The 15,003-nt window shown below is 65.2% G+C and carries 13 protein-coding genes; 10 read left to right on the forward strand and 3 right to left on the reverse strand.

What is annotated here, in order from left to right; genetic code table 11:
• Positions 1 to 5 precede the first annotated feature (5 nt).
• From murD to lpxC, 9 genes are all read left to right on the forward strand, one after another.
• Entirely contained in the window at positions 6 to 1,355 is a 1,350-nt protein-coding gene (gene murD / locus B2X67_RS01445; protein ID WP_286784379.1) for a UDP-N-acetylmuramoyl-L-alanine--D-glutamate ligase, read from the forward strand.
• Positions 1,352 to 2,578 carry a putative lipid II flippase FtsW gene (gene ftsW, locus B2X67_RS01450; RefSeq protein ID WP_286784380.1) on the forward strand — a complete coding sequence of 409 codons (1,227 nt, stop codon included), beginning with the start codon at positions 1,352 to 1,354 and terminating at the stop codon, positions 2,576 to 2,578. Before murD ends, ftsW begins: the two co-directional genes overlap by 4 nt.
• Positions 2,568 to 3,638 carry an undecaprenyldiphospho-muramoylpentapeptide beta-N-acetylglucosaminyltransferase gene (gene murG / locus B2X67_RS01455; protein ID WP_286784381.1) on the forward strand — a complete coding sequence of 357 codons (1,071 nt, stop codon included), beginning with the start codon at positions 2,568 to 2,570 and terminating at the stop codon, positions 3,636 to 3,638. Before ftsW ends, murG begins: the two co-directional genes overlap by 11 nt.
• Positions 3,631 to 5,079 carry a UDP-N-acetylmuramate--L-alanine ligase gene (gene murC, locus B2X67_RS01460; RefSeq protein ID WP_286784382.1) on the forward strand — a complete coding sequence of 483 codons (1,449 nt, stop codon included), beginning with the start codon at positions 3,631 to 3,633 and terminating at the stop codon, positions 5,077 to 5,079. Before murG ends, murC begins: the two co-directional genes overlap by 8 nt.
• Positions 5,076 to 6,008 carry a D-alanine--D-alanine ligase gene (locus B2X67_RS01465; RefSeq protein WP_282341930.1) on the forward strand — a complete coding sequence of 311 codons (933 nt, stop codon included), beginning with the start codon at positions 5,076 to 5,078 and terminating at the stop codon, positions 6,006 to 6,008. Before murC ends, B2X67_RS01465 begins: the two co-directional genes overlap by 4 nt.
• A gap of 1 nt (position 6,009) precedes the next feature.
• Positions 6,010 to 6,891, forward strand: coding sequence for a cell division protein FtsQ/DivIB (locus B2X67_RS01470; RefSeq protein WP_090226572.1), 882 nt, complete (start codon positions 6,010 to 6,012; stop codon positions 6,889 to 6,891).
• A gap of 16 nt (positions 6,892 to 6,907) precedes the next feature.
• Positions 6,908 to 8,155, forward strand: coding sequence for a cell division protein FtsA (gene ftsA / locus B2X67_RS01475; protein ID WP_282341927.1), 1,248 nt, complete (start codon positions 6,908 to 6,910; stop codon positions 8,153 to 8,155).
• A gap of 51 nt (positions 8,156 to 8,206) precedes the next feature.
• A complete protein-coding gene (ftsZ, locus tag B2X67_RS01480) occupies positions 8,207 to 9,385 on the forward strand; it encodes a cell division protein FtsZ (protein WP_090226578.1) in 1,179 nt (392 codons plus the stop codon).
• 111 nt (positions 9,386 to 9,496) lie between these two features.
• Positions 9,497 to 10,408 (forward strand): UDP-3-O-acyl-N-acetylglucosamine deacetylase, encoded by a 912-nt coding sequence (gene lpxC / locus B2X67_RS01485; protein ID WP_090226580.1) that lies wholly within the window; start codon positions 9,497 to 9,499, stop codon positions 10,406 to 10,408.
• 116 nt (positions 10,409 to 10,524) lie between these two features.
• On the opposite strand, the gene B2X67_RS01490 is transcribed toward lpxC, so the two are convergent.
• Together B2X67_RS01490 and plsB are read right to left on the reverse strand one after the other, a co-directional pair.
• Complete coding sequence (locus B2X67_RS01490; RefSeq protein ID WP_286784383.1) at positions 10,525 to 11,202, reverse strand: DUF4197 domain-containing protein; 678 nt, start codon at positions 11,200 to 11,202, stop codon at positions 10,525 to 10,527.
• Between the two features lie 69 nt (positions 11,203 to 11,271).
• Entirely contained in the window at positions 11,272 to 13,752 is a 2,481-nt protein-coding gene (gene plsB / locus B2X67_RS01495) for a glycerol-3-phosphate 1-O-acyltransferase PlsB (protein WP_286784384.1), read from the reverse strand.
• 490 nt (positions 13,753 to 14,242) lie between these two features.
• On the opposite strand from plsB, the gene B2X67_RS01500 reads away from it, so the two are divergent.
• Positions 14,243 to 14,452, forward strand: a complete 210-nt coding sequence (locus B2X67_RS01500) for a cold-shock protein (RefSeq protein ID WP_090226589.1) — start codon at positions 14,243 to 14,245, stop codon at positions 14,450 to 14,452.
• Positions 14,453 to 14,607: 155 nt separating this feature from the next.
• On the opposite strand, the gene B2X67_RS01505 is transcribed toward B2X67_RS01500, so the two are convergent.
• Complete coding sequence (locus B2X67_RS01505) at positions 14,608 to 14,979, reverse strand: hypothetical protein (RefSeq protein WP_286784385.1); 372 nt, start codon at positions 14,977 to 14,979, stop codon at positions 14,608 to 14,610.
• Between the last annotated feature and the right edge of the window lie 24 nt (positions 14,980 to 15,003).

The following is a 15,003-nucleotide window of genomic DNA, read 5'->3' on the forward strand; positions in this document are numbered from 1 at the left end:
TACCGATGAGCCTGATCGCTTCCGACCAATTCCGCATCGTTGTCGGCCTCGGCAAGAGCGGCATGTCCCTGGTGCGCTTCCTCGCGCGCCAGGGCGTGCCCTTCGCCGTGGCCGATACGCGCGCGAATCCGCCGGAGCTGGCGACCCTGCAGGCGGAGTATCCGCAGGTTCAAGTGCGCTGCGGCGAGCTCGACGTGGACTTCCTCTGCCGCGCCCAGGAGCTTTACGTGAGCCCCGGCCTGGCTCTCGCCACCCCGGCGCTGCAGGCGGCGAAGGCGCGTGGCGTGTCGCTGTCCGGCGATATCCAGCTGTTCGCCCGGCACGCCAAGGCGCCGATCGTGGCGATCACCGGCTCGAACGCCAAGAGCACCGTGACTACCCTGGTCGGCGAGATGGCCGCGGCGGCCGGCAAGCGCGTCGCCGTCGGCGGCAACCTCGGCCAGCCGGCGCTGGACCTGCTCGACGATGCGGTCGAGCTTTACGTCATCGAGTTGTCCAGCTTCCAGCTGGAAACCACCGAACAACTGAATGCCGAAGTGGCCACCTGCCTCAACGTCAGCGAAGACCACATGGACCGCTACAGCGGGCTGCCGGCCTATCACCTGGCCAAGCACCGGATCTTCCGTGGCGCACGCCAGGTGGTGGTGAACCGCGACGACGCGCTGTCGCGCCCGCTGGTGGCGGACGACCTGCCGCGCCTGACCTTCGGCCTGGGCAAACCGGACATCCGCGGTTTTGGCCTGATCGAGCATGACGGCGAGAAGTGGCTGGCGTTCCAGTTCGAGCCCCTGCTGCCGGCCAGCGCCCTGAAGATCCGCGGCGCGCACAACCAGTCCAACGCGCTGGCGGCGCTGGCCCTCGGTCATGCGGTCAGCCTGCCGATGGAAAGCATGCTCGCGGCGCTGAAAGCCTTCGGCGGTCTGGCGCATCGCTGCCAGTGGGTCGGCGAGCGCGCCGCGGTGAATTACTACGACGATTCCAAGGCGACCAACGTCGGCGCCGCGCTGGCGGCCATCGAAGGCCTGGGCGCGGACATCGACGGCAAGCTGGTGCTGATCGCCGGCGGCGACGGCAAGGGTGCCGATTTCTCCGCGCTGCGCGCGCCGGTGCAACGTTTCTGCCGCGCGGTGGTGCTGCTCGGTCGCGACGCCGGACGCCTCGGCGCCTCGCTGGGCGAAGGTGTGCCGCAGGTACGCGTGGCGAGCCTCGACGAGGCGGTGCGGCGCAGCGCCGAACTGGCCCTGTCGGGTGATGCCGTGCTGCTGTCCCCGGCCTGCGCCAGCCTCGACATGTTCAAGAGTTTCGAAGAGCGCGGACGCCTTTTCGCCCAGGCCGTGGGAGGGCTGAGCCAATGAGCCAGGCACTCTTCGGCTTCCTCCGCCCGTACCCGTCGCCGCTGGCCGGCCGCCGCGGCATGGACATGGATTTCCCGCTGCTCGCCGGTTGCCTGGCGCTGCTCGGCCTCGGCCTGGTGATGATCACCTCGGCGTCCTCGGAAGTCGCCGCGGCGTCCTCCGGCAACCCGCTCTATCACATGATCCGCCACCTGGTTTACCTCGGTATCGGCTTCGTCGCCTGCGCGGTGGTGATGATGATTCCGCTGGCCACCTGGCAGCGCCTGGGCGGCATGCTGCTGATCGGCGCCATCGCGCTGCTGGTGATGGTGCTGATTCCCGGCATCGGCCGCGAAGTGAACGGCTCGATGCGCTGGATCGGCTTCGGCATGTTCAACGTGCAGCCCTCGGAAATCGCCAAGATGTTCGTGGTGATCTACCTCGCCGGTTATCTGGTGCGGCGCCAGGAAGAGGTCCGCGAGAGCTGGATGGGCTTCTTCAAGCCGTTCATCGTGCTGTTGCCGATGGCCGGCCTGCTGCTGCTGGAACCCGACTTCGGCGCCACCGTGGTGATGATGGGCGCGGCGGCCGGGATGCTCTTTCTCGGCGGCGTCGGGTTGTTCCGCTTCGGCCTGATGGTCGCGCTGGCGGTGGGCGCGGTGTTCGTCCTGGTGCAGGCGCAGCCTTATCGGATGGCGCGCCTGGTCACCTTCACCGATCCCTGGGCCGACCAGTTCGGCTCCGGCTACCAGCTGACCCAGGCGCTGATCGCCTTCGGCCGCGGCGAGTGGTTCGGTGTCGGCCTGGGCAACAGCATCCAGAAGCAGTTCTACCTTCCCGAAGCGCACACCGACTTCGTCTTCTCGGTGCTCGCCGAGGAACTCGGCCTGGTCGGCGCGCTGGCGACCGTCGCGCTGTTCTGCTTCGTCAGCGCCCGCGCGCTGTACATCGGCCTGTGGGCGGAGAAGGCCAAGCAGTTCTTCGCCGCCTATGTCGCCTACGGCCTGGCGTTCCTCTGGATCGGTCAGTTCCTGATCAACATCGGGGTGAACGTCGGCCTGCTGCCGACCAAGGGCCTGACACTGCCGTTCCTCAGCTATGGCGGCAGCTCGCTGGTGATCTGCTGCGTCAGCCTCGGCCTGCTGCTGCGTATCGAGTGGGAGCGGCGCAGCCTGCTCGGCAGCGAGGAAACGGAATTTTCCGAAGCGGATTTCGCCGAGGAGGAGCCACAGCATGGCCGCTAACGTATTGATCATGGCTGGTGGCACCGGCGGACACGTATTCCCCGCGCTGGCCTGCGCCCGCGAATTCCAGGCGCGCGGCTACGCCGTGCACTGGCTCGGCACTCCCAACGGCATCGAGAACGAACTGGTGCCACAGGCCGGCTTGCCGCTGCACCTGATCCAGGTCAGCGGCCTGCGCGGCAAGGGGTTCGCCTCGCTGCTCAAGGCGCCGCTGCAAGTGCTGCGCGCTCTGTGGCAGGCGCGCAAGGTGGTTCGCCAACTGAACCCGGTGTGCGTGCTCGGCCTTGGCGGCTACGTCACCGGCCCCGGCGGCGTCGCTGCGCGGCTGGCCGGTTCGCCGCTGATCGTCCATGAGCAGAATGCCGTGGCCGGAACCGCCAACCGCCTGCTGGCGCCGATTGCCGCGCGTATCTGCGAGGCCTTTCCGGACACCTTCGGCGCCTCCGCCAAACGCCGTACCACCGGCAATCCGGTGCGCGAGGAGTTGTTCCTGGAGACCCCGCGCGACACGCTGGCCGGCCGCAAGCCGCGCCTGCTGGTGCTCGGTGGCAGTCTCGGCGCCGAACCGTTGAACAAACTGCTGCCCGAGGCGCTGGGTTCGGTCGCCGCCGAGCTGCGCCCGGAAGTTTTCCATCAGGCCGGCAAGCGCCACGCCGAAGTCACCACCGAGCGTTATCGCGCGGCCGGTGTCGACGCGCAGGTCGCTCCGTTCATCGCCGACATGGCCCGCGCCTACGCCTGGGCCGATCTGGTGATCTGCCGCGCCGGCGCGCTGACCGTCAGCGAACTGGCCGCCGCAGGGCTTCCGGCGTTCCTGATCCCGCTGCCGCACGCGATCGACGACCACCAGAGCCGCAATGCCGACTATCTGGCGAGGGAGGGCGCTGCCGTCCTTTTGCCGCAAGCTACGACCGACGCGGCGAAGCTCGCCGCGCAGCTGACCGAGGTTTTGATGCAACCCGAGAAACTCGAGGCGATGGGCGCGATTGCCCGGCGCCTGGCCAAACCCGATGCCACCCGTGCCGTGGTGGATATCTGCCTGGAGGTGGCCCATGGCTAAGTCCCCCGCAGCGGTCAAGGCCGAAGTCCGGCGCATGCGCCGCATCCGCCGCGTGCACTTCGTCGGTATCGGTGGCGCCGGCATGTGCGGTATCGCCGAAGTACTGCTCAACCTCGGCTACGAAGTCTCCGGCTCCGACCTCAAGGCCTCGCCCGTTACCGAGCGCCTGCAGAGTTTCGGTGCCGAGATCTTCCTCGGCCACCAGGCGGGCAACGTGGCGGGCGCCGATGTGCTGGTGGTTTCCAGCGCGGTGAACACCAGCAACCCGGAAGTCGCGCTGGCCCTGGAGCAGCGTATTCCCGTGGTGCCGCGCGCGGAAATGCTCGCCGAGCTGATGCGCTATCGCCACGGCATCGCGGTTGCCGGCACCCACGGCAAGACCACCACCACCAGCCTGCTGGCCTCGGTGTTCGCCGCCGCCGGTCTCGATCCGACCTTCGTCATCGGTGGCCGCCTGAACGCCGCCGGCACCAATGCCCAGCTCGGCAGCAGCCGCTACCTGATCGCCGAGGCCGACGAGAGCGATGCCAGCTTCCTGCACCTGCAGCCGATGGTCGCGGTGGTCACCAACATCGACGCCGACCACATGGCGACCTACGAAGGCGACTTCAACAAGCTGAAGAAGACCTTCGTCGAGTTCCTCCACAACCTGCCGTTCTACGGCCTCGCCGTGGTCTGCAACGACGACCCGGTCGTCCGCGAAATCCTCCCGCAGATCGCCCGTCCGACCGTGACCTACGGCTTCGGCGAGGCGGCCGACGTGCGTGCGGTCGACGTTCGCCAGGAAGGCATGCGTACCCATTTCACCGTGCTGCGTCCGGATCACGAACCGCTGGCCGTGTCGGTCAACATGCCCGGCAAGCACAACGTGCTCAACGCCCTGGCGACCATCGCCATCGCCGGTGACGAGGGCATCGACGACGACGCCATCGTGCGCGGTCTCGCCGACTTCCAGGGCGTCGGCCGGCGCTTCCAGGTCTACGGCGAACTGCCGGTGGACGGCGGCAGCGTGATGCTGGTCGACGACTACGGCCACCACCCGCGCGAGGTCGCCGCGGTGATCGCTGCGGTACGCGACGGCTGGCCCGAGCGCCGCCTGGTGATGGTCTACCAGCCGCACCGCTATACCCGCACCCGCGACCTCTACGACGACTTCGTCCAGGTACTCGGCGACGCCAATGTCCTGTTGCTGATGGAAATCTACCCGGCCGGCGAAGAACCGATTCCCGGTGCCGATGCGCGCAACCTGTGCCACAGCATCCGCCAGCGCGGCCGTCTGGACCCGATCTACATCGAGCGCGGCGTCGAGTTGGCGCCGCTGGTCAAGCCGCTGCTGCGCGCGGGCGACATTCTGCTTTGCCAAGGCGCCGGCGACATTGGCGGGCTGGCCCCGCAACTGCTGAAAAGCCCCCTGTTCGCCGCCGAGAGGACCTCGAAATGAACCGCGTCGATCCCAAAGCCTTTGGCCGTGTCGCCGTGCTGTTCGGGGGCCAGAGCGCCGAGCGCGAGGTATCGTTGAAATCCGGGGCGATGGTGCTCGGCGCCCTGCAGGCGGCTGGTGTCGACGCCTTCGGCATCGATGTCGGCGCCGATTTCGTGCAGCGCCTGGCGCAGGAAAAGATCGACCGCGCCTTCATCATCCTCCATGGCCGCGGCGGCGAAGATGGCGCCATGCAGGGCCTGCTGGAGTGCGCCGGAATCCCCTATACCGGCAGCGGCATCCTCGCCTCCGCGCTGGCGATGGACAAGCTGCGCACCAAGCAGGTGTGGACCAGCCTTGGCTTGCCGACGCCGCATCACGCGATTTTGCGCGACGAATCCGACTGCCGGTCGGCGGCGAAGGAACTGGGCTTCCCTTTGATCGTCAAACCCGCGCATGAAGGTTCAAGTATCGGCATGGCCAAGGTGAACGACATCGATGCATTGATCGATGCCTGGCAGGCCGCCAAACAGTTCGATTCGCAGGTTCTCGTCGAACAGTGGATCCACGGTCCGGAGTTCACCATCGCCGTGTTGCGCGGTGAGGTTCTGCCGCCGATCGCCCTCGGCACCCCGCACTCTTTCTACGACTACGACGCCAAGTACCTGGCGTCCGACACCCAGTACCGGATTCCCTGCGGCCTCGACGCGGCCAAGGAAGAGGAGCTCAAGACCCTCACCGCGAAGGCCTGCGAAGCCGTCGGCACCCAGGGTTGGGCGCGCGTCGACGTGATGCAGGACGAGGATGGCCAGTTCTGGCTGCTCGAAGTGAACACAGCTCCCGGCATGACCGACCACAGCCTGGTTCCGATGGCCGCCCGCGCGGCTGGACTGGATTTCCAGCAACTGGTGCTGTCGATCCTCGCCGACAGCTTCGAGGCGAGGTACTGACATGCACGGCGTCCTGCTGCGTCATCCCCATCAGCCCATCGGTCGCGCGCCTCTGCGCGGCAAGGCGCCGCCGCGTGGCGCCAGCCGAATGGTGGCTAAGCAGCCGCTGTCCGAGCGTTTGCCGAAGCCGAATTTCAGCCTGGTCAAGCGCCTCGGCTGGCCGTTGCTGCTGATCGGCCTGGGCTTCGGTGCCTACGAGCTGTCGCAGAAACTGCTGCCATACGCCGACCGGCCGATCGCCAAGATCAGCGTCGAAGGCGACCTCAGCTACATCAGCCAGCAGGCCGTGCAACAGCGCATCGCGCCGTTCATTTCGGCGAGCTTCTTCACCGTCGATCTCGCCGGTATGCGTGGCGAACTGGAGCGGATGCCCTGGATCGCCCACGCCGAAGTGCGCCGCGTCTGGCCAGATCAGGTGCTGGTGCGCCTCGACGAGCAACTGCCGATCGCCCGCTGGGGCGAGGGCGCCTTGCTGAACAACGCCGGTGAGGCCTTCGAGCCACGCGAACTGGCCAACTACGAACACCTGCCGCAGTTGTCCGGGCCGCAGCGCGCCCAGCAGCAGGTCATGCAGCAGTACCAGGTGATCAGCCAGCTGTTGCGTCCGCTGGGCTTCTCGGTACAGCGCCTGGAGCTGCGCGAGCGTGGCAGCTGGTTCGTCTCCATGGCCGTGAACGACGGCGGCGAGCACATCGAGCTGTTCGTGGGCCGCGATAACATGGTTGAAAAAATACGTCGCTTCACCGCCATCTACGAGAAGGCGCTGAAGCCGGAACTAGCGAATATCAAGAGCATCGACCTGCGTTACTCCAACGGCCTCGCCGTGGCGTGGCGCGAGCCGGCGCCGGACACGGCGGCAGCAGCCAAGCCGGTCGTGAATTGAGGAGAAGACAATAGCCATGGCAAGCGTGCAAAGCGGCAAGATGATCGTCGGCCTCGACATCGGTACCTCCAAGGTGGTGGCGCTGGTGGGTGAGGTGTCGGCCGATGGCCAACTGGAAATCGTCGGCATCGGTACGCATCCGTCGCGCGGCCTGAAGAAAGGCGTCGTGGTGAACATCGAGTCCACCGTGCAATCGATCCAGCGGGCCATCGAAGAGGCCCAGCTGATGGCCGGTTGCCGCATCCACTCGGCCTTCGTCGGCGTCGCCGGCAGCCACATCCGCAGCCTGAATTCCCACGGCATCGTCGCCATCCGCGATCGTGAAGTCAGCCCCGCCGACCTGGAGCGCGTACTCGACGCCGCCCAGGCCGTGGCGATCCCCGCCGACCAGCGCGTGCTGCACACGCTGCCGCAGGACTACGTGATCGACAACCAGGAAGGCGTGCGCGAGCCGCTGGGCATGTCCGGCGTGCGCCTGGAAGCCAAGGTGCACGTGGTGACCTGTGCGGTGAACGCGGCGCAGAACATCGAGAAGTGCGTGCGTCGCTGCGGTCTCGAGGTCGACGACATCATCCTCGAGCAACTGGCCTCGGCCTACTCGGTGCTCACCGACGACGAGAAGGAGCTGGGCGTCTGCCTGGTCGACATCGGCGGCGGCACCACCGACATCGCCATCTTCACCGAAGGTGCGATCCGCCACACCGCGGTGATCCCGATCGCCGGCGACCAGGTCACCAACGACATCGCGATGGCGCTGCGCACACCGACGCAGTATGCCGAGGAGATCAAGATTCGATATGCTTGCGCCCTGGCCAAACTGGCTGGCGCCGGTGAGACCATCAAGGTCCCCAGCGTGGGCGACCGCCCACCCCGGGAACTCTCCCGACAAGCTCTGGCCGAAGTGGTCGAACCCCGTTATGACGAGCTTTTCACCTTGATCCAGGCCGAGCTGCGACGCAGTGGTTACGAGGACTTGATCCCCGCAGGGATCGTTCTGACCGGCGGCACGGCGAAGATGGAAGGCGCGGTCGAACTGGCCGAGGAAATCTTCCACATGCCGGTTCGGCTGGGTGTTCCGCACACCGTCAAGGGCCTCGCGGATGTCGTCCGCAACCCCATCTATTCCACAGGCGTGGGCCTGCTGCTTTACGGTCTGCAAAAGCAGAACGATGGTATTTCCATGTCCAGCGTCGGTAACTACGGCGAAGAAACCAAGACACCTGTTCTGGAGCGGCTCAAGCGCTGGGTCCAGGGCAATTTCTGAAATTAAGTGTGCTGTTGGCAATACAACTAGAAAATGAAAGGAGAGGGGACCATGTTCGAGCTCGTAGACAACATCCCGCAAAGCGCAGTAATCAAGGTCATCGGTGTCGGTGGTGGCGGTGGTAACGCCGTCAATCACATGGCGAAGAACAACATCGAAGGCGTCGAATTCATCTGCGCCAACACCGACGCACAGGCGCTGAAGAACATTTCCGCGCGCACCGTGCTGCAACTCGGCCCAGGCGTGACCAAGGGGCTCGGCGCGGGCGCCAACCCGGAAGTCGGCCGTCAGGCCGCGATGGAAGACCGCGAGCGCATCGCCGAAGTGCTGCAGGGCACCGACATGGTGTTCATCACCACCGGCATGGGCGGCGGTACCGGTACCGGCGCCGCCCCGGTGATCGCCCAGGTCGCCAAGGAAATGGGCATCCTCACCGTGGCCGTGGTCACGCGTCCGTTCCCGTTCGAAGGTCGCAAGCGCATGCAGATCGCCGACGAAGGTATCCGCGCGCTGTCCGACAGCGTCGACTCGCTGATCACCATCCCCAACGAGAAGCTGCTGACCATCCTCGGCAAGGACGCCAGCCTGCTGTCCGCCTTCGCCAAGGCCGATGACGTGCTGTCCGGCGCCGTTCGCGGTATCTCCGACATCATCAAGCGTCCCGGCATGATCAACGTCGACTTCGCCGACGTGAAAACCGTGATGAGCGAGATGGGCATGGCGATGATGGGCACCGGTTGCGCCAGCGGCCCGAACCGCGCTCGCGAAGCCACCGAAGCGGCGATCCGCAACCCGCTGCTGGAAGACGTCAACCTGCAGGGCGCCCGCGGCATCCTGGTCAACATCACCGCAGGTCCCGACCTCTCGCTGGGCGAATACTCCGACGTCGGTAACATCATCGAGCAGTTCGCGTCCGAACACGCCACCGTCAAGGTCGGTACCGTCATCGATCCGGACATGCGCGACGAGCTGCACGTCACCGTGGTCGCGACCGGTCTGGGCGCGAAGATCGAGAAGCCGGTCAAGGTCATCGACAACACCGTGCAGCCCGCTGCAGCCGCTGCCCAGCCCGCTCCGGCGCGCCAGGAAGCCGCCGTCAACTACCGCGATCTGGATCGTCCTACCGTCATGCGCCAGAACCACGGCAGCGCCACCGCCGCCAAGCTCAACCCGCATGACGACCTGGATTATCTGGATATTCCGGCGTTCCTGCGTCGCCAGGCTGATTAATGGAATGTATCAGGCGCATTGTGGTGATTGGTGTTCAGCAAAGGCCGGTTCTGCTAACATTCCCGGCCATTGTTGACAACAATTCTCGATAGCGCAAAAGCGGCCAAAGCCATGATCAAACAACGCACCCTGAAGAACACCATCCGTGCCACGGGCGTCGGCTTGCACTCCGGGGAAAAGGTTTACCTGACCCTGAAACCGGCCCCTGTGGATACCGGAATCGTGTTCTGTCGCACCGATCTCAATCCGACCGTGGAAATCCCCGCGCGGGCCGAGAACGTGGGCGAAACCACCATGTCGACCACCCTGTTCAAGGGTGAGACGAAGGTGGACACCGTGGAGCACCTGCTTTCGGCCATGGCCGGCCTGGGCATCGATAACGCCTATGTGGAACTGTCCGCTTCGGAAGTTCCGATCATGGACGGCAGCGCCGGTCCGTTCGTGTTCCTGATCCAGTCCGCGGGGCTGCAGGAACAGGAAGCGGCGAAGAAATTCATCCGCATCAAACGTGAAGTAACCGTGGAAGAAGGCGATAAGCGCGCCACCTTCGTGCCCTTCGACGGGTTCAAGGTGAGTTTCGAGATCGACTTCGACCATCCGGTGTTCCGTAACCGCACCCAGACCGCGAGCGTGGATTTTTCCAGCACCTCGTTCGTCAAGGAAGTCAGCCGGGCGCGGACATTCGGCTTCATGCGTGACATCGAGTACCTGCGTTCGCAGAACCTGGCACTCGGCGGCAGCGTGGAAAATGCCATCGTGGTCGACGAGAACCGCGTGTTGAACGAGGACGGCCTGCGTTACGAGGACGAGTTCGTCAAACACAAGATTCTCGATGCCATCGGCGATCTCTACCTGCTGGGCAACAGCTTGATTGGCGAGTTTCAAGGCTTCAAATCGGGTCATGCACTGAACAACCTCCTGCTGCGCACGCTGATCGCGCAAAAGGATGCGTGGGAAGTGGTGACGTTCGAAGACGCCCAGAGCGCGCCGATTTCCTACATGCGTCCCGTCGCGGCGGTGTAGGGCAACACTCTCCCTTTCGTTTTTCTTGAGGCCACCTTCGGGTGGCCTTTTTTTATCCGGGATTCAGGCGGGAAGATGCTGCCGCAGCGCGTCGGCCGACGCGTGCGGCGCTGCGCTCAGAGAGCGCCGAAGACCTTTTTCGCCAGGCTGGTGGCTGCTGCTGCGGGGTTGTCGCGGATGCTGGCTTCCTGCTTGGCGATCATCTCGAACAGGCCGTTGAGTGCCTGCTCGGTGACATAGCTTTCGATGTTGGCGCTCTTCGCGTCGACCACGCCGAAGGCGGCGGCCTGTCCGGCGAAGCTGTTGTACTGCTTGGCCAGGCCGACCTGGTCGGTGGCCTGCTTGACGATGGGCAGGAACTTGGCGCGGATCTGCTCGCGGCTGGTCTTGTCCAGGTAGGTCGTCGCCGAGTCCTTCGGGCCGGCGAGGATGCTCTTGGCGTCGGTCACGGTCATCTTCTTCACCGCATCCACCAGCAGCGCCTGGGCTTGCGGCACGGCAGCCTCGGCGGCCTTGTTCATGCTGGTTTCCAGCGCGTCGACCTGGGCGCCCATGCCCATCATCTTCATGGTCTTGGCGGCCTTTCCGAGCTTGCCCGGCAGCTCGATGCGCACCTCGTCGTTGTTACTGAAACCGCCCGGCTTGCCGAGCTGCTGTACGGCGACCTTGGCACCCTGGGCGAGGGCGTCCTTGAGTCCGCCGCTGGCATCGGTCTGCGACAGGTCGGAGAGCGAGAGGGCGAGCACTTGGCTGGACAGTACCAGGCCGGCGAGCAGGGTAGTCAGGCGGAACATGGCGATATCCTTCTGGTGGGGTGGAGGGAAGCATAGCCCGGAACGCCTGCGGCGGGCCGGGCTGCGGGATCAGGCGATGCCCGCTTCTTCGTTGCGGTCCTGCGCGACCTGGCGGATCGACAGGCGGATTTCCGGCGGCAGCACCCGTTTCGCGGCGCCTTCCACCAGTTCCCCGAGCATCGGGTGGTGGCTGAGCTTGCCGACGTCGTCCTTGCGCAGGACGCCCTGGTCGAGCAGCGACTGGATGAAGTGGCGGAACAGGCTCTTGTCGAAGAATTCCGGCGCGTTCAGCCCGTGCAGGATCGACAGGCGCTGGGCCATGACCGTGCAGAGGTTCTCTAGCTCTTCGGCCGACAGGGTGTTCTGCGGGTGGTTGAGCAGCAGGGCGATGGCCATGTAGAAGCGCTGCAGGGTCTGCATGATGGCGCGCGCCAGCAGCGTCAGCAGGACAAAGTGCCGCGAACTCGGCGCCGGACGCACGTATACGTCCTCTTCCCGGCGCAGCAGGCCCTGTTCGACGAAGGCGCCGAGCCATTCTTCCACCACCGCGTCCAGCTGCTCCGGCGTGTAGCGGATGAACAGTTCCGATTGCAGGTACGGGTAGAGCGCGTGGGTAAAACGCAGGATCTGCTCGCGGTTCATCCGCGGGCTGCTCTGGAAGAAGCTGGCGAGCAGCGCCGGCAAGGCGAAAATGTGCAGGACGTTGTTGCGGTAGTAGGTCATCAGGACGGCGTTCTGCTCGTCCAGATAGAGGATCTTGCCCAGCGCGTCCTTCTGTTCAGCGAGCAGCTGCATGCCCTGCACGTACTCGATGAGGCTGTTGCCGTCGCCCTCCGGCAGCGTGGTGTGCTCGGAATAGGGCACTCGCCGCAGCAGCGCCAGGTACATGTCGAGGATGCGCGCCAGGCCGCGTTCGTCCAGCGCCAGTTTGGTAGTGGAGAGCATCGCCAGCGCCACCAGGTTGACCGGGTTCACCGCCGCCGCCTCGTTCAAGTGCCGCGCGACCCGCTCGGAAAGCGCGTGAGTGGCCTCGTTAAGCCAGTCCGGGCGGTAGTCCGGTCCCAGCTCCTGCTGGCGCCAGTCCGGCTGCTGCTGGTCCAGGAACTCGGCCAGGCGGATCGGCTCCCCGAAGTTGACCCAGACGCTGCCGAAACGCTGCTTGAGCGCGCCGATGACCTTGAAGATGTCGAAGATCGATTCCTTCTTCTTGGTCGCGCCGCGCAGTTCACCCAGGTAGGTGCGGCCTTCGAGCACGCGCTCGTAGCCGATGTAGACCGGCACGAAGAGGATCGGCAGGCGGTGTGTGCGCAGGAAGCTGCGCAGGGTGATGGCGAGCATCCCGGTACGCGGTTGCAGCATGCGCCCGGTACGCGAGCGCCCGCCTTCGACGAAGTACTCGACCGGAAAGCCCTTGCTGAACAGCGTGTGCAGGTATTCGTTGAACACTGCGGTGTATAGCGGGTTGCCCTTGAAGGTGCGGCGCATGAAGAACGCCCCGCCGCGGCGCAGCAGGCCGCCGATCACCGGCATGTTCAGGTTGATCCCGGCGGCGATGTGCGGTGGCGTCAGGCCGTTGCGGAACAGCAGGTAGGAGAGCAGCAGGTAGTCGATGTGACTGCGGTGGCAGGGCACATAGATCACCTCGTGGCCGTTGACCACCTCCTGCACGCGCTCGATGTGATGGACCTTGATGCCGTCGTAGATCTTGTTCCAGAACCACGAGAGGATGATTTCGAGGAAGCGGATCGCGCTGTAGGTGTAGTCCGAGGCGATCTCGTTGCCGTACTTCAGCGCCTGCGCTTCGGCGCGCTCGATGGAAATCTTCTCGCGCTCGGCCTCGTCGAGAATCGCCTGGCGGACCTGCGGGCCATGCACCAGGCCTTTCACCAGGTTGCGCCGGTGTGACACGTCCGGGCCGATCACCGCGGCTTTCTGGTTGCGGAAGTGCACGCGCAGGATGCGGTGGACCATGCGCAGCGTGCGCTCGCTGCCCTTGCCCTGTTCGACCAGCTCGCGCAGCTGGATAGGCGCGGCGAACTGCACGCTGGTCTTGCGCCCGAGGGCGAGGATGCTTACCAGCTTGCGCAGACGCCCGGTGACCGCCCAGCTGTCGGCGAACAGCAGTTTCCATGGGCTGGTCTCGCGATCGGGCGACTGCCCCCAGAATACGCTCACCGGAATGATCTGGACGTCCTCGGCGGCGTTGTGGCCGATGGCGTTGACCAGCCGCACCAGCGTCGGCGAGGCGACGCGCTTGTCCTGGCGGCCGAGCCAGTCGGGCTCCGGCATCAGGTAGAAGAACGCCGCCGGCTCGAGCAGTTCGCCCACTGCCACCGGCAGCACCGGACGCGGTAGGCCGACCTTGACGCACTCGTGGTCAACCACGGCGAGGTCGCTGATCGACGCCTGGCGCAGCGCGTAGACCACTGGTTTGCCGCGATCGAGCTTGAGTGGAAAGGCCGACTGGTTGATGGTTTCCGAGCGAACCCAGAGGTAGAGCAGGCGACGCAGGGTGCCGAAGATCAGGCGGCGAAAGGGGGAGCGGGTCATACAGGTCTTACGGTTGCAGGGCTTCGGCCCGGGGCGGCTAGTGTGACGTATCCGCCGCTGCCCGGCAAAAGCGCGGGCCTCGGGGATGAGGCGTCGGTCGCTGCGCATCGCTGACCGCCCGGTGACGCAGCCCCCGTGCTCGAAATCCGGGCAACTAGCGGTTCGCGGCATATTCTGGTGCTGCACGAAGCACCTTTTCGGCCCACGCATCATGGCGCTGCCGCAGCCTCCAGGTGACTTGCCGAAGTCCGACGAAAACAGCTGCAGCCCAGCGTTTATGGGCCTTTGGCGGTCACCTAAAAAAAATCTTTGCAGAGCCTGCGCTTCCTCTTAGACTCCGACGTGGCCCATTCAGGAACGCTTTTCGATAGCCTGCTCCCGCCCGTTTTCGGTCTGGTTGTAAGCGATAGAAAGAACGTTTTTGCGGAACCGTAGAGGCCTTTCCACAGACGGGGAGGCGAACAGAATAATGTGAGTTGGGAGTGTGGTAATGGCTGATCGTGAGCACGGCACCGTCAAGTGGTTCAATGACGCTAAGGGCTATGGGTTCATCCAACGTGATAGCGGGGCGGACGTGTTCGTTCATTACCGCGCGATCCGTGGCGAAGGTCACCGCTCTCTGGTCGAAGGCCAGAAAGTCGAATTTTCCGTGACCCAGGGCCAGAAAGGCCTGCAGGCGGAAGACGTGGCACGCGTCTGAGCCTTGCGGCAACGAAAAAGCCCGCCCTCAGGCGGGCTTTTTCTTGGCGGTTGGATTGTCTCTCGTGGGCCTCGGCCATCACGTAGACGTAGGGTGCGCCATGCGCACCGAAACGCGCGGCGCACCCTGCGGCGGCAACGTGCGTTGGCCCTCGCTCAGTCGGTACGCCAGACGATTTCCTGCTCGCCTTCGGCATCGACCTTTATCCAGCGCTCGCCTTCTTCCAGGCTCTCTTCTTCCTGCCAGCTGCCGGGTGCGCAGCGCACCTGCACGCCGAGCGCGGCGAAGGCGTCTCGGGCGCAGGCGATGTCGTCGTCCCATGGCGTGGCATCGCTTTCCAGCATCAGGCTGTGCCATTTGCCGACCGCTTTCGGGACCCAGGTGACGGGAATCCCGGAGGCTTCGCATTTGAAGGTCTGGCCCTTCTGGCGCCAGGCGCTGCAGGGGCCGATTGCCTGTTCCAGCCAGGCGGCGACTCTCTGCTGGTCGGCATCCTTCAGGTAGATCTCGATATCCGGTTGGCGCATGGTTTTCTCGGCAGTGGCGTGGGC

The organism is Pseudomonas sp. UBA3153 (genome assembly GCF_002364635.1).
GTDB lineage: Bacteria > Pseudomonadota > Gammaproteobacteria > Pseudomonadales > Pseudomonadaceae > Pseudomonas_O > Pseudomonas_O kuykendallii.